20 protein-coding genes are annotated in these 24,342 nt (G+C 45.8%); 1 reads left to right on the top strand and 19 read right to left on the bottom strand.

Annotated features, from left to right (window positions below; translation table 11 throughout):
- Positions 1 to 49: 49 nt before the first annotated feature.
- The 7 genes from KNO98_RS00960 to KNO98_RS00930 form a co-directional block, all read right to left on the bottom strand.
- Positions 50 to 1,318, bottom strand: a complete 1,269-nt coding sequence (locus KNO98_RS00960; protein ID WP_026826186.1) for a Glu/Leu/Phe/Val family dehydrogenase — start codon at positions 1,316 to 1,318, stop codon at positions 50 to 52.
- 144 nt (positions 1,319 to 1,462) lie between these two features.
- The gene (locus tag KNO98_RS00955; protein WP_214698255.1) at positions 1,463 to 2,389 is read right to left on the bottom strand and encodes a D-alanine--D-alanine ligase; all 927 of its coding nucleotides are present in this window, start codon (positions 2,387 to 2,389) and stop codon (positions 1,463 to 1,465) included.
- Between the two features lie 97 nt (positions 2,390 to 2,486).
- Complete coding sequence (locus KNO98_RS00950) at positions 2,487 to 3,065, bottom strand: adaptor protein MecA (protein WP_026826188.1); 579 nt, start codon at positions 3,063 to 3,065, stop codon at positions 2,487 to 2,489.
- A gap of 60 nt (positions 3,066 to 3,125) precedes the next feature.
- Positions 3,126 to 3,995 (bottom strand): MerR family transcriptional regulator, encoded by an 870-nt coding sequence (locus KNO98_RS00945; protein ID WP_026826189.1) that lies wholly within the window; start codon positions 3,993 to 3,995, stop codon positions 3,126 to 3,128.
- 136 nt (positions 3,996 to 4,131) lie between these two features.
- A complete protein-coding gene (locus tag KNO98_RS00940; RefSeq protein WP_251125011.1) occupies positions 4,132 to 4,335 on the bottom strand; it encodes a hypothetical protein in 204 nt (67 codons plus the stop codon).
- Between the two features lie 38 nt (positions 4,336 to 4,373).
- Complete coding sequence (locus KNO98_RS00935) at positions 4,374 to 5,801, bottom strand: RecQ family ATP-dependent DNA helicase (RefSeq protein WP_371742723.1); 1,428 nt, start codon at positions 5,799 to 5,801, stop codon at positions 4,374 to 4,376.
- Positions 5,785 to 6,807 carry a YpbB family protein gene (locus tag KNO98_RS00930; protein ID WP_214698250.1) on the bottom strand — a complete coding sequence of 341 codons (1,023 nt, stop codon included), beginning with the start codon at positions 6,805 to 6,807 and terminating at the stop codon, positions 5,785 to 5,787. Before KNO98_RS00930 ends, KNO98_RS00935 begins: the two co-directional genes overlap by 17 nt.
- Positions 6,808 to 6,948: 141 nt before the next feature.
- On the opposite strand from KNO98_RS00930, the gene KNO98_RS00925 reads away from it, so the two are divergent.
- Positions 6,949 to 7,197 carry a ferredoxin gene (locus KNO98_RS00925; protein ID WP_026826193.1) on the top strand — a complete coding sequence of 83 codons (249 nt, stop codon included), beginning with the start codon at positions 6,949 to 6,951 and terminating at the stop codon, positions 7,195 to 7,197.
- Positions 7,198 to 7,359: 162 nt separating this feature from the next.
- Here the strand turns inward: KNO98_RS00925 and KNO98_RS00920 are convergent, their stop codons facing one another.
- The 12 genes from KNO98_RS00920 to pnp form a co-directional block, all read right to left on the bottom strand.
- Positions 7,360 to 8,319, bottom strand: coding sequence for an ABC transporter permease (locus KNO98_RS00920; RefSeq protein WP_026826194.1), 960 nt, complete (start codon positions 8,317 to 8,319; stop codon positions 7,360 to 7,362).
- The gene (locus tag KNO98_RS00915; RefSeq protein ID WP_026826195.1) at positions 8,316 to 9,383 is read right to left on the bottom strand and encodes an ABC transporter permease; all 1,068 of its coding nucleotides are present in this window, start codon (positions 9,381 to 9,383) and stop codon (positions 8,316 to 8,318) included. Before KNO98_RS00915 ends, KNO98_RS00920 begins: the two co-directional genes overlap by 4 nt.
- Positions 9,380 to 10,906: an ABC transporter ATP-binding protein gene (locus KNO98_RS00910; RefSeq protein WP_026826196.1), complete on the bottom strand. Its 1,527-nt coding sequence runs from the start codon at positions 10,904 to 10,906 to the stop codon at positions 9,380 to 9,382. The genes KNO98_RS00915 and KNO98_RS00910 overlap by 4 nt, the downstream gene beginning before the upstream one ends.
- 63 nt (positions 10,907 to 10,969) lie before the next feature.
- The gene (locus tag KNO98_RS00905) at positions 10,970 to 12,058 is read right to left on the bottom strand and encodes a BMP family lipoprotein (protein WP_214698249.1); all 1,089 of its coding nucleotides are present in this window, start codon (positions 12,056 to 12,058) and stop codon (positions 10,970 to 10,972) included.
- Between the two features lie 132 nt (positions 12,059 to 12,190).
- The gene (locus KNO98_RS00900) at positions 12,191 to 12,910 is read right to left on the bottom strand and encodes a GntR family transcriptional regulator (RefSeq protein ID WP_026826198.1); all 720 of its coding nucleotides are present in this window, start codon (positions 12,908 to 12,910) and stop codon (positions 12,191 to 12,193) included.
- Positions 12,911 to 13,311: 401 nt separating this feature from the next.
- Positions 13,312 to 15,507 carry a DNA translocase FtsK gene (locus tag KNO98_RS14790; protein ID WP_214698247.1) on the bottom strand — a complete coding sequence of 732 codons (2,196 nt, stop codon included), beginning with the start codon at positions 15,505 to 15,507 and terminating at the stop codon, positions 13,312 to 13,314.
- A gap of 61 nt (positions 15,508 to 15,568) precedes the next feature.
- Positions 15,569 to 17,236, bottom strand: a complete 1,668-nt coding sequence (locus KNO98_RS00890; protein ID WP_026826200.1) for a ribonuclease J — start codon at positions 17,234 to 17,236, stop codon at positions 15,569 to 15,571.
- 95 nt (positions 17,237 to 17,331) lie between these two features.
- Positions 17,332 to 17,985, bottom strand: coding sequence for a M15 family metallopeptidase (locus KNO98_RS00885; protein WP_026826201.1), 654 nt, complete (start codon positions 17,983 to 17,985; stop codon positions 17,332 to 17,334).
- Positions 17,982 to 19,235 carry a lipid II:glycine glycyltransferase FemX gene (locus KNO98_RS00880; protein ID WP_214698245.1) on the bottom strand — a complete coding sequence of 418 codons (1,254 nt, stop codon included), beginning with the start codon at positions 19,233 to 19,235 and terminating at the stop codon, positions 17,982 to 17,984. The genes KNO98_RS00885 and KNO98_RS00880 overlap by 4 nt, the downstream gene beginning before the upstream one ends.
- A 3-nt stretch (positions 19,236 to 19,238) precedes the next feature.
- On the bottom strand, positions 19,239 to 20,732 hold the full coding sequence (locus KNO98_RS00875) for a UDP-N-acetylmuramoyl-L-alanyl-D-glutamate--2,6-diaminopimelate ligase (protein ID WP_353047714.1): 1,494 nt from the start codon (positions 20,730 to 20,732) through the stop codon (positions 19,239 to 19,241).
- Between the two features lie 51 nt (positions 20,733 to 20,783).
- Positions 20,784 to 22,001, bottom strand: coding sequence for a M16 family metallopeptidase (locus KNO98_RS00870; RefSeq protein ID WP_214698243.1), 1,218 nt, complete (start codon positions 21,999 to 22,001; stop codon positions 20,784 to 20,786).
- Positions 22,002 to 22,052: 51 nt separating this feature from the next.
- Entirely contained in the window at positions 22,053 to 24,269 is a 2,217-nt protein-coding gene (pnp, locus tag KNO98_RS00865; protein ID WP_026826205.1) for a polyribonucleotide nucleotidyltransferase, read from the bottom strand.
- Positions 24,270 to 24,342 lie beyond the last annotated feature (73 nt).

The following is a 24,342-nucleotide window of genomic DNA, read 5'->3' as shown; positions in this document are numbered from 1 at the left end:
AGTATAGATAAAAAAGTTCGGTCAACTTGAGTTGACCGAACTTTTTTGATTAGACCCAACCGCGAAAACGTGACGCTTCCGCCATCTTCCGTACACCGACCATATAGGCAGCCAGACGCATATCGACTTTACGGGCTGAAGATGTATTGTAGACTGTATTAAACGAATGGACGAGCACTTTTTCAAGTTTTTCTTCAACTTCTTCTTCCGTCCAATAATAACCTTGATTGTTTTGTACCCATTCGAAGTAAGAAACCGTGACACCACCACTTGATGCCAAGACATCCGGCACAAGAAGAATCCCACGCTCTGTCAAAATTTTCGTCGCTTCGTTTGTCGTTGGACCATTCGCTGCTTCGACAACGATTGAAGCTTTGATGGCGTCCGCATTCTCTTCTGTGATTTGGTTCTCGATTGCTGCCGGTACGAGAATGTCACAATCAAGTTCTAACATATCTTGATTCGAGATTGTATTTTTGAACAATGTCGTGATTGTACCGAATGAATCGCGACGATCTAACAAATATGGGATATCGAGACCGTTCTCGTCATGGATGGCACCGTAAGCGTCGCTGACCGCGATTACTTTCGCTCCAGCATCGTACATGAACTTCGAGAGGAAGCTACCAGCGTTCCCAAACCCTTGAACGACGACGCGTGCTCCTTTGAGTTCGATGCCACGACGGAGTGCCGCTTCCCGAATCATGATGGCCACACCCTTCGCAGTTGCTGTCTCACGTCCATGCGAACCACCAAGGACGAGTGGTTTACCAGTGATAAATCCAGGTGAGTTGAACTCATCGATTCGGCTATACTCATCCATCATCCAAGCCATGATTTGTGAGTTCGTAAACACGTCTGGTGCTGGGATATCTTTCGTCGGTCCAACAAATTGGCTGATTGCGCGAACGTAACCGCGACTTAAACGCTCAATCTCACGGAAGCTCATTTCACGTGGGTCGCAGACAATTCCGCCTTTTCCTCCACCGTACGGCAAGTCGACAATTCCTGCTTTCAAGCTCATCCAAACAGACAATGCTTTGACCTCTACTTCAGTTACGCTCGGATGAAACCGAATGCCTCCTTTTGTAGGTCCGACCGCATCGTTATGTTGGGCACGATATCCTGTAAATATTTTCGTCGAGCCATCGTCCATGCGAACTGGGATCCGAACGGTCAGCATGCGAAGCGGTTCTTTCAACAACTCGTACATCTCATCTGGATAGCCGAGTTTATCTAAAGCTTCGTGAATCACCTCTTGTGTCGATTCCAAGATGTTTTTTCGTTTTTGATGACCTTTTTCTTGATCCGTTATCATGAAGGTTTCCTCCCCTAAATTGTCAATTCTCCCCCAAGAATTAACCTCGTATTCGTTTAAAAGTATAGCCGATACGCGTTCAATTTGAAAGGGTTTTACAAAAATAATGAAAGCGTTTTCTTTAAGGCTAGAATAATCGTTCCCTTACTTCGTTTCACGTTTTAATGCTAAATCGATGAAACGATCTAAGAGTTCCCCATAAGAGATACCTACTGTTCTTGCGCTATCCGGGAACAGGCTAAGCGGTGTCATACCAGGTAATGTGTTCGTTTCTAAAATATAGGCTTCTCCTATGTCAGAGACCAAAAAATCTGAACGCGAGTACCCTGAACAACCTAGCGCGCGGTGTGCGAGTATAGCAGCCTGCTGAACTTCTTCCGTTAGTTCTACTGGAATTTCAGCCGGACAAACATGAATCGAACCACCTTCTGTATACTTCGATTCATAATCGTAAAACTCATTTTTTGGAATGATTTCGATTACGGGTAACGCTTCTTCTTGCCCAAAGTTCCCGATCACCGGCACAGTCAATTCTTTTCCTTTGATATACTGTTCTACGAGAACCGCTGAATCACATGCGAACGCCTTCTCAATCCCAGTGCGCAACATCCCCTCATCAAACGCGATCGTCAAGCCGTTCGAAGACCCTTCTTGGGCAGGTTTGACAACACATGGGAACTCATTTCCCCACTCCCTTACTTTCGCATCAATAGACTTTGGGGATTCAATCAAAACATCCCGTGCAACACGAATGCCAAATGCAGCAAAAATAATCTTCGCTCTCGCCTTGTCCATCGCGAGGGCCGACGCCAACACACCTGATCCTGTGTACGGGATACCCGCCATCTCTAGTAAAGACTGGACTCGACCATCCTCTCCATACTTTCCGTGCAACGCACTGACGACAACATCGACATCTAATGTCAACAACTCGTTCGCTCGTTCCGGATGAAAGTCGATGGCCGTGACCTCGTGACCACGTTCCTCCAGTGCTTCAATCATCCCTCGTCCGCTTGTGAGGGAAACCTCTCGTTCTCCTGACACTCCACCATATAAAACAGCGACTTTCATTCCAATCTCTCCTTCAACTAACTACTAAAAATTCAAGTCTAATCATAACACGGACACCTTAAAAACAATAGGAACAGAAAAGTAAAAAAAGCCGTACTCATGCGAACGCATCGTACAGCTCTTTCACGGCTTGTTTCGTTTGAATTGTGTTTCCGTACTCCATCATGACGTATGGACTTACCGTAGTCGTTTTTCCATACTCGGACAAGATGGCAGCAAGCCTTTCTTCCACTTGTGCAGGAAGCACCTCCACAAAATGGAGATAATAACGACCTTCATAGTGATAAAGCGCCCCACCCTGTTCGGTTTCATGTATATGTGGAAAGAGACGAATCGAAGCGTTGATTACATCTTCAAGGTCCTCGAACTGATAAATCAAGTGGTGAATCACGTCAATCGTCAGTCGAATCTCGACCTGCTCGATATCAAGCTCGGCAATTGCTTCACCTTTTTGAACATCGATGACGAGTCCATCACGAGGAAACATCGTCACGTTTAAATCAACCGCGCCTTGTGGAGAAAAGCCATACTCACTCTCTGCTGTTTCAAGCAACTCTTTCCACAGCTGTTGACCATTTTCTCCTACAATCGTATCGATGGCGATTCCACGTAACGAGAGTTCATTTGCAGTCACATATACACGAAGATGTTCTTTTGTTTGTTTTTCAAATCTCAATCGAAAACCTCCAGTGAATAATCAATCCTACTAATAAGCTACTCCCGTTTTAATCCCGTGTCAAATAGTTGATAACCATTTGGTCCATTCTTCCGGTGAGTCCCCAAGAAATGCTCCATTGAATCGATCCCGCTCGAGACTGACCGCATATCCACCTGCCCCGATTTTCAAATCAGAATGCTCTTCTTGAATATAATCGATGGCATCTAATAGGTCGGGGATATGTTCTGTCAGTGTGCATGCAAAAATGAGGCAAGTCGTATCAATATCATGCAATGCCTTACTCAAGTCTTCTTTCGGGAACCCTGCTCCCAAAAAGACGACATCGTATCCATGTTGACGTAAGTAAAGTGTAACGAACAACAAACCAATCTCATGCATTTCACCGGGCGCACATACACATGTAATGCGTGGAAGGAATGGATTCATCGGCATTTGAAGAGACAAAGTGGAGAGCCTTGCTCGTAAAAATGCCGTCGCAAAATGCTCATGGGCGATGGTAATCGATCCTTCTTCCCAACGTGAACCTATATCCATCAGGAGCGGTCCAATGATGTCCTTTGTCACTTTTTCAAAACTAAATGTATTAAATGCGCGATTGATTAAGTCGTGCGCTGACCGCTCATCAAAAGAGAGCAACGCATGAAGCAGTCCATCCTTCAATTCTTCGTCATATAACTTGGTAGATGATGGCTCTGGCTCTATTTCCGGCGCTTGATGTAGCTGTTGAATCGCTTGCGAGACACTCAGGCCTTCTTTTTGCTTATCGACCACCCATTTAATTTTTTCCACATCTTGATCTGAATATAGGCGGTGACCAGATTCCGTTCTGCTCGGTACAATAAATTGATAGCGACGCTCCCAAGCGCGAATCGTCGTAGGATTAACGCCCGTTAACGTCGCGACCGTTTTTATAGAGTATTTCGGCATCTCCGCCCTCCTCTCATACTCGTTCTATGATTTTAGTATATCCTCATTCTAAAAGGTTTACCCCTTTTATTGTGCAATCGTGTGTTTTTATAATTCGTCAATTAAAAAAGGGTGCGAACCTTGCTCGCACCCTACTTCAAAATATTGCATGTCGCCCGATATATATGAAAATGAGAATAATCGCTAACATGGCGAAAGTTAATGTCATCGCCAACGGGCGCTTCATCCAGTTATCATTTAACTTTCTCTTTCGTTCGTGCTCTTGTCTCTCAGATCGAGACGGCAATGTGTCCGCCAACTGCTCGCGTAAAGAATCCGCTTGATTCCGATGTCGCAACATATGCCCTCCTTTACCTTTTTTATCATTTTACTATGATATTATTCAAAGGAAAAGATTTGCGTCAACCGTATTTTCCATTCTGTCACATTTTCCCGAACGATTTTAGGTGTGTCTGGGAACACGATGGGGCCACATATATCGCAACATTCGTTTTGTTCAATCGTTGGTTCCGAAAAGTAGCGTAGTAAATAATCGCGCCGACACGTGCGAATGAGTGCATAATCCATCATCTGTCCAAGCTGACGGTATCGGTCGCGCCTTCTTTCTTTTACCCAATCCAGTGCTTCTTGAAGAGAACGTTCGGACAACAACTGCTTTAACAACAAGAATTTTGAATCTTCTTCATTCATTTTTAGTAAACGCGGTAACTGCGCTAGAGATGTGCCGTTCTCACGCTCAAAATACGCCAAACGAACATCCTCGTCTTTTGGATATTGACCGTCAATCAAAAACTGCTGGATTCGCTCGTCCCCATCTGCATATAGGAGCACAGCAAACGCAGGCTGTCCATCGCGTCCGGCCCGGCCGATTTCCTGCATATACGCTTCGACCGTCGCAGGTAATTGGAAGTGGATGACCGAACGAACGTTATCTTTATTGACTCCCATTCCGAACGCGCTTGTACAGACCATGACCGACACCTCGTTTCGTAAGAATTGAGATTGCACGAGTCGTCGGTCTTCTGTAGACATTCCACCGTGATAAAACAATGCGTCTTCTAGCTCAAACGCTAGCGCCTCTGCCTCCCGACGTGTTGCCGTGTAAACGACGATCGGTTTCGGAATCTCTCGAACTAATTCCTTCAGTCTCTCGAGTTTCTTCTCTTTCTCCAGTCGCTCGACCATTAATCGAATCTCGGGTCGATTGGCTGAATGAACGAATTGTTCGGGTGAGAAGAGTGCTAACTTCTCAACGATATCCTGCTTTACGCTCTCAGGAGCCGTCGCCGTGACCGCCATACATTGCGGGCTGCCGATTTGCTTTCGCAACTCGCCTAACCGGGCATATTCTGGTCTAAATTCATGGCCCCATTGGGAGATACAATGCGCTTCATCAATTACAAGCATTTGAATTTTCACATTCGCCAACGCACGCGTGACATAAGGAACAGCCAATTGTTCGGGTGAGAGATATAAAAAACGATAACGCTTCAAATGATTGATGATGTCCTGCTTTTCTTCAATCGACTCCATAGATGTCAATCGGGCTACGCCACGCTCACCACGTTCCCGGATATGAAGCATTTGATCCTCAATCAGAGAGAGTAGCGGCGAGACGATGACCGTCAAACCTCCATTCTTTATGTAGGAGGGGAGTTGAAACGTCAACGATTTTCCCGCACCGGTCGGCATGACGGCCAAGACATCCTGTCCTTCCACCACTGCTTGAATGATGTCGTGTTGACCAGGTCGGAACGAATCATATCCAAAGACTCGTTTCAATGTCGATTCATACAAATGTCTCACCTCGTTTCAGCCTTGCGAACACAAGACGTATTTGAAAATAGCTGACGTTACCCATTTCTTCAAAGACAGGCTTCAAAGCCCAACTGACCGGATCTCGTAATTTTTCGATGGCGACAATGTCCTGCATCGGCACAAATTGTTCGAGCGGGAAGACAGCTAAATACATCGCCATCTCCACCACATGGTCTTCAATCGTACTCGTCCGCAATCGACGCCTTGCCTGAACTTGATCGAATGTGTATCCCTTCAGAAAGAGGTCATACGATTCATGCGCAGAATACGTCATCCGGTCTGTCGATAACCCATACGTGAACCCTCGGATTTTCGCATCTTCCGGCAACACTTTCAGCAACTCGTTCCATCCTGCCAAAAAATAGAGGCGGGCCGTTTCGGCATCGACATCAAGCAAACTAGCAATTTGTTCATACGTCAATCCTGTTTCGAACGCTCCAGTAAACCGGTAGACGACCGCAGTCGCATACGGATCCCCAACGTGATCAAGCGCTTTTTCAATCTCTAGATGGAACGTCCGCATGAGCGCTTTCCAATCACGATCGAGTTGCAATAACTGTTTTACCCATTGCTCTGCAGGACGGTCAGCTTGAACCGGATAAAATGTTCGCGCATGCTCTTTAGACATGAAGGTTTGCACGAATAAACTCAACCTTTTCCACGTCGTCGCATTATAGTCGCGTCGTTCTCCACCTAACCGATTGAATAAACGCTCAACAGCCTCAGGTGATGAGATCATTTCGCCTGCTTTCGTCAATTTGAATTGTTTTCGGTCCAACCACCCCCGTTTTTCAAATCCTTTCAACATGGACTCATATGAGTATGTCGCTTGCGGAAACTGTCCAAAAATAGACTCTAACTCATAGAAGAACGCATCTTGTAACGTTGTGGCCGAACGTTTCCCGTTCAGAACATGAAATAGACTACGTTCACTCCGTTCTCCATTTAATCGTTTAATGGCCAGCAGTAAAATCCCATCCGCTAAATGAACCAAATCGTCACTTCCTTAAAAAAACATTATCGTACCAAAAAGACACTCGTTTCCTCATTGAAATAATTGGGTATGTAGACTACAATTACTCATAGTCAGTAGAATGATTTCTAAGAGAAACAAACCGTTTGGAGGGTTATTATCATGGCAAAATTTACTATCGTCGATAAAGATACATGTATCGCATGCGGAGCTTGCGGCGCAGCGGCACCAGATATTTACGATTATGATGATGAAGGTCTCGCGTTCAACTTGATGGATGACAACACAGGTACTGTTGAAATCCCTGATGAATTACACGAAGACATGATGGATGCATTCGAAGGTTGTCCAACTGATTCAATCAAAGTGGCGGACGAATCATTCGACGGCGATGCTCTAAAATTCGAATAATTTACGAAGGACGTATCGGTCATTTGACTGATATGTCTTTTTTCATGTCTTTTCGATTCACTCTCTTCTAATCATGACAGCTCTAGCCAAGTATAACAAAAAAGGTTGTTTGGCTTAAGTACCAAACAACCTTATTATAGTGGACATATGTCCTATTTCTAATCAGCGTTTCCCTTTAATATATGGGATACCGACCGACTTCGGTGCATCCGCACGCCCGACAAGACCAGCAAGTGCAAGAATTGTGAGCGCATATGGCGCAATCAACAGGAGAAGTTGTGGCACATTATTGATAATCGGCAAATTACTTCCGATAATCGAGAGCGCCTGCGCAAATCCAAAGAACAGTCCGGCGCCTAGCGCACCGAGTGGATTCCACTTCCCGAAGATCATTGCGGCAATCGCCAAGAAGCCTTGACCGACAATTGTCGTTCCACTGAAGTTCGTCGTAACGGTTACAGCATATACTGCACCGGCAAGACCACCAAACGCACCAGAGAGCATGACACCCATGAAGCGCATTTTCGTTACGTTGATCCCCATCGTATCAGCTGCCATCGGATGCTCACCGACTGAGCGAAGGCGAAGTCCAAACGGCGTCTTAAAGATGACGAACCATACGACAAACGCCAAGGCAATCGCCACGAATGATGTATATTGAACGTTAATGAAGAACATTTTGAGTACAGGAATATCTGATAAAAACGGTACGTTCTCTTTCGCAATCCGATATTCGATAAAGTCAGTTTGTCCTTTATTGTAGAGCACACGTACAACGAAGATGGCAAGACCGATCGCTAGCATATTGATTGCTACCCCAAGAACAGTTTGGTCCGCGCGCCACAGAATCGCAGGTACGGCCAAAAAGAGAGAGAATAATGCACCGACTACCATTGCTACAAGCAAGGCAATCCATGGACTGAAGACGCCAGCACCTAAATCAGTTAAAGTAAGCGTTGTGATAATCCCAGTCGCGGCACCGATGATCATAATTCCTTCGAGAGCAATGTTGACGACACCAGAGCGTTCGCTGAAAATCCCACCGAGTGCTGCGATAATGAGTGGAGTCGCATAGGCAAGTGCAACCGGTACGACGATATAGAGGACTTCTAAGAAGCTCATTTTTTCTCCACTCCTTTCTTACGATTTCCTTTTAGTTTTTCTACGACATAGTTGATGGCGTAACCAGATGCCACAAAGATGACGATTGCTGCAATGATGACTTTGACGAGTTCTGACGGTACGTTCGCACCAAGTTGCATCGCCAAACCACCAATATTCAATCCTGCAAAGAGAATCGCGGCGAGAACGACACCGATCGCTGTATTAGCTCCTAAAAGGGCCACGGCAATCCCATCAAATCCGACACCTGTGAACGATGCCGATAAAGTCATACTTCCGAATGTTCCAAGACCTTCCATAGCTCCAGCAAGTCCAGCGAACATACCTGAAATGACGAACGACAGGACGATATTTCTGTTTACGCTCATTCCTGCATATTGAGATGCATTTTTGTTGAACCCAACTGCACGTAACTCATAACCAAGCGTCGTACGCTGAAGAATATAGTAGTACACAATTGCTGCAAGGACAGCGACGAGAACACCCCAGTGAAGTCGAGAATATGTCGTCAACTCTTGTAGCCAAGGTGATGCGAGAGATGCAGACTCATTGATTGATTCTGTCCGTTCGTTCGTCACACCGATGACATTACGCAAAATCGCATTTGTCGTATAAAGTGCGATATAGTTCATCATAATGGACGTGATGACTTCATGGACATAAAACTTCGCTTTCAAGAATCCTGGTACGAAAGCCCAAATTGCTGCTGCGATCATTGCTGCGAGAAGCGCGAGCGGCAAGTGGATAAACATCGGCAAACCATCGAAGTTGATTCCTACATATACGGCCGCGACCCACCCAATCAATACCTGACCTTCTACTCCGATATTGAAAAGCCCTGTCCGGAAGGCGAACGCAACGGCAAGACCCGAGAAGATGAGCGGTGCAGCCGCTCGCAACGTTTCACCGATGGCATACGGACTACCAAACATTCCTTCGAATAATGAGATGAACCCTTGAACCGGGTCGTAACCACCGATCAACATGACGATGGCACCGACGAGAAGACCTAAAATAATCGATAGGAATGGAATGAGGAGCTGGTTTAAACTTAATTTTTTCATTCTGTTTCGTCCCCTCTCTGACCGCCGGCCATCAAGAAGCCAAGTTCTTGTTCAGTCGTCTCTTTCGGATCACGAATCCCTACGATTTTCCCTTCGTAAAGAACAGCAATACGGTCGGATACGTGTAAAATTTCATCAAGTTCGAATGAGATGAGCAAGACGGCGCGTCCTTTTTCACGCTCTTTAATAAGCTGTTCATGAATAAATTCAATCGCACCGACGTCAAGACCACGTGTCGGTTGTGCAGCGATGAGTAAATCTGGTGAACGGTCGACTTCCCGGGCGATGATTGCCTTCTGCTGGTTCCCTCCCGAGAGCGCACGCGCCGGCACGTCGATAGATGGAGTTCGGACGTCAAACTTCTCAATTAACGCCTTCGCCTTCTCTGCAACAGCTTTGTAATTCATTAGCCCTCGCTTAGAGAAAGGTTCTTTGTAATACGTTTGTAAAACCATGTTGTCCCGAATCGAGTAGTCGAGGACGAGTCCGTGTTTATGACGGTCTTGCGGAATATGTCCGATGCCGGATTCCGTCATCTTACGCGGTGTTTGACCAGTCACATCTTTCCCATTGAGCTGAACTTTTCCTGATTCCGGTTTTTTAAGACCCGTAATCGCTTCAATTAACTCGGTTTGACCGTTACCATCGATTCCAGCAATTCCGAGCACTTCCCCAGCCCGAATTTGCAAGTCTAATCCTTCAACGACCTTCAATCCACGGCTGTCTTTAACGACGAGCCCTTGAACATCGAGAACAACTTGTTGCGGTTCTGCTTTTGAATACTCAGCAGCGAAGTTAACTTCACGCCCGACCATCATTTCAGCCAGACTATCTTCATTAACCGTTTCATCCACTTCAACCGTTCCAATGTAGCGACCACGACGAATGACCGTACAACGGTCCGCCACTTGCATGATTTCCTTCAGCTTGTGCGTAATCAAGATGATCGACTTACCTTCAGCAATCAAACGTTTCATAATTTGGATAAGTTCTTGAATCTCTTGCGGCGTCAACACTGCCGTCGGTTCGTCGAAAATCAAAATATCCGCTCCACGATAGAGCGTTTTCAAGATTTCTACTCGTTGCTGCATACCGACCGAAATATCTTCAATCTTCGCATCTGGATCAATTTTAAGTCCGTACTGTTCTGAAATATCCATTACCTTTTGACGAGCTGACGCGCGATCGATTGTCACACCGCTCTTCGGCTCAAGTCCAAGGATGATGTTCTCCGTGACGGTAAACTTTTCAACCAACATAAAGTGTTGGTGGACCATCCCGATCCCAAGATCATTGGCGATGTTCGGATTCTCAATATCAACTTTCTTCCCGTGTACGCGAATCTCTCCGCCTTCAGGCTGATATAGACCAAATAACACGTTCATGAGCGTCGACTTCCCGGCCCCGTTTTCTCCTAGAAGCGCATGGATTTCTCCTTTACGCAATTGGAGCGTGATATTATCGTTCGCAACGAACGTACCGAACTCTTTGCGAATATTTAGCATTTCAATTACATATTCCAAGGAAGTTCACCCCTAACTTTAAGTAAAGGGAGACCACATGGGTCCCCCCTATACTCAAATGAATTATTTTACTGTTTTCATGAACTCTTCGAACTCAGCGTCAGTTGCTGGTGCAACTACCTCGCCGTCGATGATTTGTTGACGATACTCGTCAACTTTCGTAAGAACGTCAGCAGCAACGTTTTCTTCAGAAGTTGGCGCGATTCCTACACCTTCGTCTTTAAGAGAGAACTCAACGATTTCACCAGCTGGGAACTCCCCGTCCATTGTCATTTTCGAAACTTCAAGTGTAGCTGTATCTACACGTTTAACCATTGATGTAAGTGTGACGTTTTCTGGAAGTCCTTCTTCATACTGGTCACGGTCAACGCCGATAACCCAAACATCTTCGCCGTTCTTCTTACGGTTTTTCGCTTCTGTGAATACCCCTACACCCGTACCACCAGCTGCGTGATAAATGATGTCAGAACCAGAACCGTACATACCTGAAGCGATTGCTGTTCCTTTTTCAGCTGAGTTGAAGTCTTCAGCATATTTCACATCGATTGTCGCCTCAGGGTTTACAGCCATTACACCAGCTTTAAATCCATTTTCAAACTTCTTGATCAAATCTGACTCTACCCCACCGATAAATCCAACTTTGTCAGTTGTAGTCGTAAGACCAGCAACAACACCTACGAGGAACGAACCTTCTTGTTCTTTGAAAGTGATTGAAGCAACGTTCGGAGCGTCAACAACCATATCGACGATTGCAAAGTTGTTGTCAGGGAATTGTTCTGCAACTTTACCAATATCTTCTGCCATCAAGAAGCCGATTCCATAGATCAAGTTAAAGTTATCACGTGCCAATTGCTGTAAGTTCGGCTGATAGTCTGCTTGTTTTGCTGACTGAAGATATTTATATCCTTCGTTTTCAGTCAAGTCGTTTTCTTCACCGAATTTTTTCAACCCTTCCCATGCAGATTGGTTGAACGATTTGTCATCTACACCGCCGGTATCAGTAACCATCGCTACTTTGAAGTCGCTACCTTCTCCGCCTTCACCGTTTGTAGATGAGCCACCTTCGTTGTCATCGCCACCGCAAGCTGCGAGTACTGTAGAGAGTGTGAGTCCTGCTGCTAAAGCTGAGAGAATCGTTTTCTTTTTGTTCATCATCGTCGTGTTTCCCCTTTCGGTTCATAACAAATTTTGTTGTCATGTCATCAGTAGTCTTTACACCGGTATAAGAAAGCGCTTTCACGCTATTACCCAAAAATAACCCTTTCCGTCAAAAAACTGGTCGTTTTACACTCGTTTACGTACGACATGGAAATCGAATCGATCTGCCCGGAAAAAGTTGGCCGAATCGAGCAATGGTAAATCACTCTCATCGTAATGCAATTGCTTTAAAGCGAGTAACGGTTGGTCCGTCTGAAGTTGTGACGATATGTCAGAGCTGACGCTCGGCTCAATATGCGTAATCGCATACGCGACTCGACGTCCTACCTCTTTTTCAAGAGCATCAAACAATGACTTCCCTTCAGTCAATGTTTCAGGATTTGAGACGAGATGGGCCGGCACTTTATCGACACAATATACGACCGGTGTGTCATCCGCATATCGAATTCGAACAATTCGATAAATCGGTGAGTTCGGCTCAATCTTGAGACGATCGGCTTCTCTCTCTGTTGCCAACACCTTCTCGGCCACCAATACTTTCGTTCCTGGTGTCATCTTCGCACGCGTAATCATATCAGTGACACTGAATAACTCTTCAATTCCTGATGTAAACGGCGGCTTGGAACTGATAAATGTCCCTACCCCATGCTTTCGCACCACGAATTTCTCATCTTCGAGAATTCGGAGCGCTTCACGAAGTGTTGCTCGACTGACTCCGAGTTGTTTCGAAAGTTCGAATTCCGAAGGTAACTTTTCGCCTTCCCGATAGACACCAGCGTCGATATCTTGCTTAATTTTTTCAATTACTCGAAGATAGAGCAATCGATGATCGAGCTTAATCGACATTGGCCTCACCACCTTTAATTTACTTACCAGTGCTCAGACATCTGACGTATGAATGTCCTTGCCAATATTAAGTATAGGGATTCGAGAATTAGAACGCAATAGTTTTTGTTCGGAATCAGGGAAATATTTTTTTTAATCGTGTTGAACCGTACCACTGAGTCCATTTTACTCTTTTCTTTCATGCTTGAAAAAACTTTGTAAAATGAAAACGTTATTAAAATATGTAAGCGTTTCAAGGTTTTTTAAAAGTATGCACTATTAAATAATATAGGTCATATGTGCTATATTACATTTCTATTATAACGAACCTCTTTAATTATCGCTAATATTTCCGCATTCTATGAATACCATTAAAAAACGAACGATTATATATGAATATATATAATCGTTCGTTTTTATTATTATTCTTCTCGTTCTTGAATGAACACTTTTCGAGGTTTCGAACCTTCTGACGGCCCTACGTAACCGGCTTCTTCAAGCGAATCGATCAATCGGGCAGCCCGATTATATCCGATTCGAAATCTTCGCTGAATCATCGATGTCGATGCCGTTTCCTGAGTGACGATGAATTGAACGACTTCTCCGAACAATGAATCATCCGAGTCGATTGTCGTCACTTCTTCCTCTTTCGGCATCATCGCTTCCACATACTGCGCTCGTTGCTGTGCGATGACATGATTGACGACCATCTCGACTTCTTGGTCGGAGACGAACGCTCCCTGAATACGGACAGGTTTGTTCATACCGTTCGCAAGCATCAGCATATCCCCACGTCCGAGCAATTTCTCTGCTCCCCCTCCGTCAAGAATAGTTCGCGAATCGGTTTGAGAAGAGACCGCAAATGCAATCCGTGATGGGATATTCGCCTTGATGACCCCAGTGATTACGTCAACCGATGGGCGCTGAGTAGCGAGAACCATATGAATACCTGCAGCCCTAGCCATTTGCGCAAGTCGCATAATCGCATCTTCGACATCATTTGATGCGACCATCATCAGGTCTGCTAGTTCATCGACGATAACGACGATGAACGGTAGACGTTTCGCATCTTCATCGTCTGATTGATTGACGAGTTCATTATACCCTTCAATGTTGCGTACCCCGTATCGACTGAATAGTTCATAACGTCGTTCCATCTCGGCAACTACCTGTTTTAGTGCCTGAGCGGCTTTCTTCGGGTCTGTGACAACCGGAGTCAATAAGTGAGGAACACCGTTATATACATTCAATTCGACCATTTTCGGGTCAATCATCATGAGCCGGACCTCATCAGGTCGAGAACGCATCAACAAGGATACGATCATGCCGTTGATACAAACTGATTTTCCTGAACCTGTTGATCCCGCGACGAGCAAATGCGGCATTTTGTTAAGTGAGATTCCGACGGTCTCCCCACTGATACTACGACCAAGAGCGACGAGCAATTTTGAATCGTCTTGTTTGACTGGATCTGCTTCAAGCACTTCTCGTAAGCACACCGGAGCGACTTCCTGGTTCGGTACTTCAATACCGATGGCCGCCTTCCCTGGGATCGGTGCCTCAATTCGGATATCTTTAGCAGCAAGTGCAAGTGCTAAATCATCACTTAACGAGGTGATTCGACTTACTTTCACACCAATATCTGGTTGTAACTCATATTTCGTAACGGTTGGTCCGAGATGAATCTTTAACACTTTGACTCCGACACCAAATGACTTTAGTGTTTTCACGAGTTTTGCCGCATTCTCTTTCAAGCGCGCATTTTCTCCCGATAAATCAGTGATTACCGGCTCCTTTAAGTTTGAAAAAGGAGGGAGTTCATAAGTATCTGAGACATCTTGAGCTGCAGTCATCATCATCTCTTCTGTCGTGCTGGATGCATCAGTTTCCGTAGATTGGGGTGTTTTCGTTTCAGCATCTTTCTTTTCTGCCACAACTTTCTCGCTAAACCCAACAATCGGGATGTCATTCATCGTGACCGTGTCTGACTCTGATTCAGATGCTAACTCTCTTTCCGTATGTAACACCTTTTGATTTTGTTGTGCAGTACGTGTTCGATTCGAAGCTTGCTTCTTCTCAGTTTTTGGTCGTGCTTGCCATTCTTTCTTCACAGCTACAACGGATTCACTCATTCGATGGTACAGCTTGCCCCAAACTGTCGGCACATACAGAGATACTCCGACAACGAAGAACACGACGCCTAAAAAGACGAGACCAAAATCAGAAAACAAATATTGATTTAAATCATATAAAGCACCATTGACTCTACCACGCTCTTCTCCCCACAATAAGTCACCGAACAACAAGAGTGAGGCGGTCATATTGAGTAAACCTGCTCGTTCCATCGGTCTCATTGAATTGAGCACGACCCATAAGATGACGGCTACCATCAAATAAGTAAGCGCACCCCAACCACCAAAAATATATTCGGACAGCTCGGACAACTGTTGACCAATCCAGCCTAAATTAAAGAAGGCAAATACGAATGCAACGATGGAAAGAACAAAAATTCCCCATCCGTATGTACGTGGCGCAATCGGTTGTTTTTTTCGTTTTCTCGTATTTCGTGTCGCAGGTCGCTTACGCTTCACGGGAGTCTTTCTTGTTTTTTGTGCCACTATAGTCCCTCCTAAAAAAAGAAGGCAAAAGTCGGATGACTTTTGCCTCACTCACATTCCATTAAATCTCCATGATGATCGGCAAGATCATCGGACGACGTTTCGTCTGTTCAAACAAGAAGACGCTTAGTCGCTCGCGGATATTTGATTTCAATTCGGTCCAGTCACTGCCAGCTTGCAGACTCTTTTCAATCTGTTTCGTGACAATACGGTTTGCCTCTGAAATCATCTCTTCCGACTCTCGCATATACACGAATCCACGTGAGATGAGTTCAGGTCCTGAAATCAATTTCTTCTGTTTTCGATTCAATGTGACGACACAAAGGACAACTCCATCTTGTGACAATAATCGACGATCACGAAGAACGATGTTTCCGACATCGCCGACGCCGATTCCGTCAATCAAGACATTACCAGCAGGAACTTTTCGGCTCATCCGGGCTTTTCGACCTGTAAACTCAACGACATCACCTTTTTCAACGATGAAGATATTGTTTGATTTTACGCCTACTTGTTCAGCAAGTTTTGAGTGCGCCATTTGCATACGATATTCACCGTGAATCGGTAAGAAGTATTTCGGTTTGACGAGGTTGAGCATCAACTTCAACTCTTCTGCCGAACCGTGCCCTGATACGTGAACTTTACGTTGGTTATAAATGACGTTCGCACCAGAGCGGAATAATAAATCAATCGTCTTCGAAACTGACTTCTCATTCCCGGGAATCGGAGTAGCGGCAATGACAACCGTATCGTTCAAACGAATGTTGACTTGTTTGTGCGCATTACGTGCCATACGAGTCAATGCTGCCATTGGCTCTCCTTGAGATCCCGTTGTTAAAATGACGACTTTATTATCCGGCAGTCGATTCACTTGCGACAATTCGACGAGTGTCTTCGCCTTGAAACGAAGGTAGTTTAATTTTTGAGCAACTTCGACGATATTGACCATACTACGACCTACAACCGCCACTTTACGGTCATTTGCTTCCGCTGCCGCGAATACTTGTTGCAAGCGATGGACGTTCGATGCGAACGATGCCACGATGACACGCCCTTCGGCTTGATAGATGACGTCGTTCAATTCAGCACCGACGAGCGATTCAGAACCAGTTTGTCCCGGTCGCTCTGCATTTGTCGAATCTGAAAGTAGAGCGAGAACCCCACGTTGTCCAATCGCCGCTAACTTGTTAAAGTCGGATTGCTTACCGTCGACCGGTGTATAATCAAACTTAAAATCTCCGGTATGGACGATTGCACCTTGAGATGTTTGAATACAAACACCGACACAGTCGGGAATCGAGTGATTGACGCGGAAGAATGTGATGAAATGATCAGCGATAGTCAATTTCGTTTTGGCGTCAATCATGCGAAGGTCGACTTCTTTTAACAAACCAGCCTCTTTTAATTTCAATTCAATCAACCCAAGAGTTAACTTCGTTCCGTATACCGGAACGTGCTTCAAATCGCGTAGCACGTAGCTGAGTCCACCGATATGGTCTTCGTGACCGTGTGTGATGAAAATTGCTCGTACGCGATCTTTGTTTTCTTTTAAATAGGTGATGTCTGGGATGACAATGTCAATCCCAAGCATCTCATCGCCTGGAAACATGAGACCGGCATCGATGACGAAGATGTCGTCGTCTAGCTCCACGACGTACATGTTCTTCCCGATTTCGCCTACGCCTCCAAGCGCAAAGACGCTAATATTCTCTGTCTTCTTTTTAGACACTAACAAAAACCTCCTAATTGATTCATATTCTGTTTCGTCCCCTTATCGCTACTGAATATTGTAGCGGAAAACGGCTTCATTGCCAACATTTCCGTTCAATCTAATAGAGGCTTTAGTGCATCGGCAATCGGTACAACCGCTTCTTTGTCAGGTCGTTTCCCTGCGATAAGTTGTCGGATTGACAAGCCAAAGTCCATTTGGAGGTGAGGATAGTCCGGAAATGAGTTCCAGTCACCGCCCCATTCGAAGCCAAGCGCCTTCCCTAATTCCCCGAGTTCTTGCCAATCCGGTACATCATTTCGATTGCGGTCAGTGTTCAAATCATAGTCCACCTTGTTGTTATGGATAATGACGAAATCAATCGCAAGTCCATAGTTGTGATAACTTTGACCCGCTTTGGCATTCGTCACAACTTGTCCTGGTTCAGACCGACCTTGTGCATACAAAGCATTTTGTTCCTTCGCCGAGCGATATCCTGATGTGAGTCGTACTTCAAGGTCTAGACAAGATTGCGCTAATCGTATGAACGAGACTCCTCGATTCACGACTTGTGGATGTAAACGGTCAAATTCAATCTTTGTCCTCGCTAACACGGCGTCCTCCGCCTCTTTGTTCCGCACACACATATCCGCCTCAAACGTAGGTTCGTCCACCCATGGTACCGGTTCAGGTTGCATATAAAAATAAGCTAGCGTAATTCCAATCAAGAAGGCGACCATCGCAAGTGATAACACACCTGTCCATCTCATCTTCTTAACCGTTTACGTAATCCTTTAAGGATTGGCAAACCTTTTTCGAGTGCCATATAGAAAGGACGATTTAAGACGAGATCAAATTCCCCGACCTTCTCAATCATGTCACTTCCCCATCCAGACTTGAAGGCATATAGACCTGCATATTCATCATTTGGGTCAGTACTTCCCGATACTCCACCGAAGTCATATCGCTCTGCACCGCTCTCCTTAGCTGCCTTCATCATTGTCCACTGCATCAAGTGGTTTGGCATGAATTCACGGAATTCATTGGATGAGGCACCGTATAAGTAATACGAGCGACGTCCTGCAAGTGTCAATAACCCACCCGACAAGACGATTCCATTCGGATATGTCTGGTCTAGTTCAACGAGCTCAGGTAACGCTTGTTCGGCTTTTTGAATTTGCGCTTCTGTCTGCTCTTTGCGGTTAAGAAGGCTCGTTCGTTTCTTTTCGAGCGTCTCCTTCTCTAACCCCCGTTCGATTTTACTCAACTCTTTTTTCGCTTTTTCGAGTGTTGCTTGTTGCTGTTCAAGCGCAATTTTCGGCTCAAGTTTGGTCAAAAATAGACGAGCATCATTCGGTTGTAGACAATCGTATAGGTTTTCAAAATAATCGAGACCTCGAGTGGCGAAACCATCACGCTCTCCTGTCACTTTCATCAGATTAGCGAACGTCTTGAGTCCATCACGATCGACTTCTGTACAGACAATGCCTTTCTTTTCAGCTAACCGAACATTATATCTGAACTTGTGATGGAATTTCGCAAAAATATCTTTCTCGCTTGGACGTAAATCTGTTTCCATCGTGAAACGGGGCTGTGCATAGTCAAATCCGCCACCATAGCCTTTATGTTTAAATCCAATCGCATCCATTTCCGTCAATAGACCAGGCATCTCGTCACGATCAATATTTGGGTCAATTTTAATCACGATGGCTTTATGTGCCGTCGCAACACGTTTTGCTTCATTCACAAGTGCTTGAAGAGATGCCAAGTCGTCATAGTCCACGACAAAACCACGAGGTGCATAACATAAAGTAAATGGTAATTTTGGAACACGTTTAAATAAAAGCAGAGCGGCACCGGTCGTCGCTCCATCACGCGCTACAGCGATGCGCTCTGATGTCCATCCATTTTGGCGCTTCACATCTCCCCAACTCGACAGTTGCAATAAATCACCACGGTTATGCGTTTTGACGAAGTCGTCATGTTCTTTTTCTGTCAACGTAATTGATTGTACTGCCATAAATCACGATTCCTCCGTATTCAAAATGGTTGCTCGGACAATCGCCTCTTCATCGAGCGGCAACTTTTCATTTCCGATAATCTGATACTTTTCATGCCCTTTTCCTGCTAATACGATGATATTATCCGCTTTGGCTAAACTTGCCGCATAACGAACTGCCTCTTCACGATCACCAATCTCGACATAACTGTCATGAGTCATTCCAGCCGCGATGCCGTTCGTGATGGATTCGTACGCTTCGAAGCGTGGATCATCTGTCGTGATGATGACGGTTCCAGCGTAGGTCGATGCCATCTCACCCATCGCCGGGCGTTTCGTGACATCACGGTTTCCACCGGTCCCAATTAAAAAGACAATCTTCTCTTTTGGTACGCCAACGAGGGACTTCAAACACTGTTCGATTCCATCTGGTGTATGCGCATAGTCTGCGTATACATTATAACCCGGGACGTCTAGGCGTTGCATTCGTCCTTTGGCAGGATGAATCGTTTCAAGTGCTTCAGCGATTCTCTCAAGCGAATATCCGGCAGCGAGAAGACAACCTGTCGCAAGCAACAGATTGTATACGTTGAACCGACCGATAAACTGTACGGTCACCGGGAGACGTATGCCTTGGTAGTTCAACACAAAACTCGTCTGAGAGAGTGTCTGTTCAATGTCCGATGCCATCAAGTCCGCTAGTGTATCGATTCCATATGTCAATACTTTAGCACCGGTCATCGTTTCGTAGAGCGCACTTTGGGCATCGTCTGCGTTCAAGACGGCTACTTTTCCCCGTGAAGCCATTTGACCGAGTTGTGCAAAAAGCAATCCTTTCGCACGCGCGTAATTTTCGAACGTACCATGAAAATCCAAGTGGTCATGCGTCAAATTTGTGAATCCTACGATGTCAAAATCCGTTCCGATGACACGACCGAGCTCAAGACCGTGTGATGATACTTCCATCATGACATCAGTCACGCCTTCGTCACGCATTTGTGCAAGCAACTGTTGAAGCTCTGAGCTTTGAGGTGTTGTATTTTTACTTGGAACAATGTTGTCATTAATACGTACTTCGACAGTTCCAATCAATCCGGTCGAATGCCCAAGGACGTCAAGAACATCACGTAAGATCGTCGTCGTCGTTGTTTTCCCATTAGTTCCCGTAATCCCGAACAGTCGCATCTGTTCAGAGGGATACTGATAAAAAGCTGAAGCCAGTAGTCCGACTGAACGTGAGCTATCACGTACAATTAAGTTTGGAACCGTTAGCTCGAGTGGGCGTTCACTGACAACCGCTACCGCTCCTTGTTTCACCGCTTGCGCCGCGTATTCATGGCCATCAACCGTATAACCTTTGATGGCGACAAACAACGTTCCCGGAACCACTTCTCGCGAATCGGTCGTCACATGCGTCACTATGATGCCTTCAAGATTTGGTTGATTAATTAGTTGTATCGTCTTCACTAAATCCGTTAAGTTCAAGTCTTTCCCTTCTTTCACCTGTATCCTATCCACACTAAAGAATACCTCTTAATCAGTGTAGAGAACTTACAATTCGGTTTCAAGTCACCCTTCGTTCGGGAGGACATATGATTTCGCTGGTTGCTGTTGAAGCACTTCACGAATCAATGCATTGACCTCTTCGCCTTCGATGCGTTCCACTTTTTGAATCACGTGTTCAATCGGTTCAACTTCGTCAAGTAAGAGCAAGTTTCGTCCATTGCGATTCATACGTGCGCTCGAGCTTTCGTTTCCAAGCACGAGAGAACCTTTCAATTGCCGCTTGCCTTTATCCACCTCTTCATCCGTCAATCCTTCTTCGACGAGTCGGGTTAACTCTCTTTCGAGAATGACTTCGACTTGCTTTAACGTATCGGATGATGTTCCGACATAGATGGTAAAGGTGCCATGATCAGCGAATGTCGTGTAGTAAGAGTAGATTGAATAGGCCAAGCCTTCCTCTTCACGAATCGACTGAAACAGTCTCGAGGACATCGTCGCGCCGATTGCGTTATTCATCAGTGCCAAGTGTGGTAACCGTTCATCCGTCGCTGAAATTGCTCCATAGTTCCAACATAGGTGCGCCTGTTCTGTTTCCTTCTGTTTTGTCACGGTATCATGGAATAGCTCCGGTTGATTGAGTTGTTTCGAAGATTCCCTAGAAGGGATGTTGGCAAACCTACCCTTCACGGCATCAATCAACTCGTTGGATATATTCCCTGCAATCGAGACGACAATTTCTTCTGCTGTATAGCGTTCTTGCAAATAGTCAACGAGTTGGTCTCGTGTCAATCGATTGACACTCTCCTCCGTTCCAAGAATTGGTTGGGCGAGTAGGTCATCCCGATATGCCGCGATAGCCAGTAATTCGTGCACGAGATCTTCTGGCGTGTCTTCGTACATTTTAATTTCTTCCACGACGACACGTTTTTCTTTTTCGAGTTCGTTTTCGTCAAGCAGCGACTCGAACAACATATCCGTCAACACATCAAGCGCCATGACCGCATGTTCATCGAGCGTCTTCACATAGAAACACGTATGGTCTTTCGAGGTGAAGGCGTTGACACTTCCACCAAGTTCATCGAAAAAAGAAGCAATCTCTTTTGCGTTTTTCGTTTTCGTTCCTTTGAACAACATATGCTCAATCAAATGGCTGATGCCGATATTTTCAAACGATTCCGTGCGTGTCCCGGCTTTAATAAACACACCGGTTGAAGTGCTGTGCGAACCCTCGATTGGTTCGATGATGATGCGTACACCGTTCTCTAGTGTCATCCATTCCATGTTCTCACTCCTATGAAAAAGGCCATCGCACCAAGACGATGGCCAGAATAATTAATTTGTCGAGCGCGGTGGACGACGGTCCCCGTCACGACGTGGCGGACGGCCTTCGCGAGGTGGACGGCTTTCACGTGCAGCCTTCCGTTTCGCTTCGTAAGCCTCACGCTCTTCAGGAGACAATCCTTCTAAGATGAGCGCTTTATGTGATGCGTTGACACGACCTTTATCATCGATTTCTGTGACTTTGACTTGAATCGTATCACCGAGTTTCACCACATCCTCGACGTTCGCAACACGCTCAAGGCTGAACTCTGAAACGTGTACGAGTGCATCTTTTCCTTTGAAGAGCTCGACGAATGCGCCAAACTTCTCGATGCGGCGAACCGTTGCGTCGAATACTTCCCCAACGACGACTTCGCGAACGATATCCCCAATCAATGACATGGCAAGATCGATCCCTTCCTGGTCGGTCGAGGCGATGAATACTGTACCATCTTGTTCAATGTCAATTTTGACACCAGTTTGATCGATGATGCTGTTGATCATTTTACCACCCGGTCCAATGACATCGCGGATTTTATCCGGATTGATTGTCATCGTCACAATCTTCGGTGCATATTTCGATAGTTGCGTACGTGGTGCCTCTAACGTTTCAAGCATATGATCAAGAATGTGTAGACGACCAGCACGTGCCTGCTCAAGGGCTTCCTCTAAGATTTCGCGCGTGATTCCCGCAATCTTAATGTCCATTTGAAGAGCCGTGATTCCGTCTTTCGTTCCAGCAACTTTGAAGTCCATATCGCCGAGGTGATCTTCAAGTCCTTGAATATCTGTCAAGACCGTGTAGTGTTCACCTTCCATGATGAGACCCATGGCGATTCCAGCGACCGGCGCTTTGATCGGCACACCTGCATCCATCAAAGCGAGCGTCGATCCACAGATTGACGCCTGTGAACTCGAGCCATTTGATTCGAGTACTTCCGAAACGAGACGAATCGTGTACGGGAAGTCTGCTTCTTTCGGAATAATCGGCAGAAGTGCTCGTTCACCGAGTGCCCCGTGACCAATTTCACGACGACCTGGTGCGCGGACCGGACGTGCTTCTCCGACTGAGAACGGCGGGAAGTTATAGTGGTGCATAAAGCGCTTATTCTCTTCCAAACCGATTCCGTCGATGATTTGTGCGTCACCAATCACGCCAAGCGTTGCCACCGACATGACTTGCGTTTGACCGCGTGTGAAGAGACCAACACCATGTGCACGTGGCAATAAGCCAGTTTCTGATGCGAGCGGGCGGATGACTTCCGGGCGACGACCGTCCGGACGAACTTTGTCGACCGTAATCAAACGGCGGACTTCGTCTTTAACGAATTTGTTCAAAATGCCAGACACTTCTTTCAACTTGGCTGGTTCATCGGCGAGCGTCTCTTCATAGGCAGCTACGTATTTAGCGATCACTTCATTGATTGCTTCGTCACGTGCATGTTTTTCTTCGACTTGGACCGCGGCGTTGATTTCTGGACGAGCCGCCTCGAGTTCTTCTGTTAAGGCGTCATCAAATTTCGATACCGTGTATTCGAACTTCGGTTTCCCAACAGCCTCTACGATCTCTGATTGGAACGCAACTAGTTTCTTGATTTCTTCATGACCGAACAGAATTGACTCGAGCATGACGTCTTCTGGTACTTCGTTCGCGCCTGCTTCAACCATGTTGATCGCATCTGCCGTTCCGGCGACTTGGAGTTCGAGGTCCGTCTGTTCGAGCTGAGCTGTCGTCGGGTTAACGACGAACTCACCGTCAACACGTCCGACCGTCGCTCCAGCAATCGGGCCATCGAACGGGATGTCTGAAATCGAGAGTGCGATCGACGTACCGAGCATTCCCGCCATTTCAGCTGAACAATCCGGGTCGTTCGACATGACATAAATCATGACTTGAATATCATGACGGAATCCATCTGGGAAGAGTGGACGAATTGGACGATCGATGAGACGCGATGTCAAAATCGCGTTTTCACCTGGACGACCTTCACGGCGGAGGAATCCACCTGGAATTTTACCGACCGAGTAAAGTTTCTCCTCATAGTTGACCGTCAATGGGAAAAAGTCTAAATCTTTTGGTGCTTTTGAAGCTGTTACAGTCGCAAGGACGACCGTGTCACCATAGCGAACGAGCGCTGAGCCGTTTGCTTGCTTCGCAAGTTGACCGACCTCTACAGACAATGGGCGTCCGCCCCATTCTGTAGAGAATACTTGTTTCGTACCTAACATGTACATTCTCCTCTCAAACCTTATCTAGTTTATTATGTAACTCATTCCTACGAATGTCTAATCATTTTCTTTA

Source organism: Exiguobacterium sp. s57, from assembly GCF_018617685.1.
Taxonomy (GTDB): Bacteria; Bacillota; Bacilli; order Exiguobacteriales; family Exiguobacteriaceae; genus Exiguobacterium; species Exiguobacterium marinum.
Note: the sequence above shows the minus strand (reverse complement) of the source record. Positions and strands in the feature narration are given on the sequence as shown.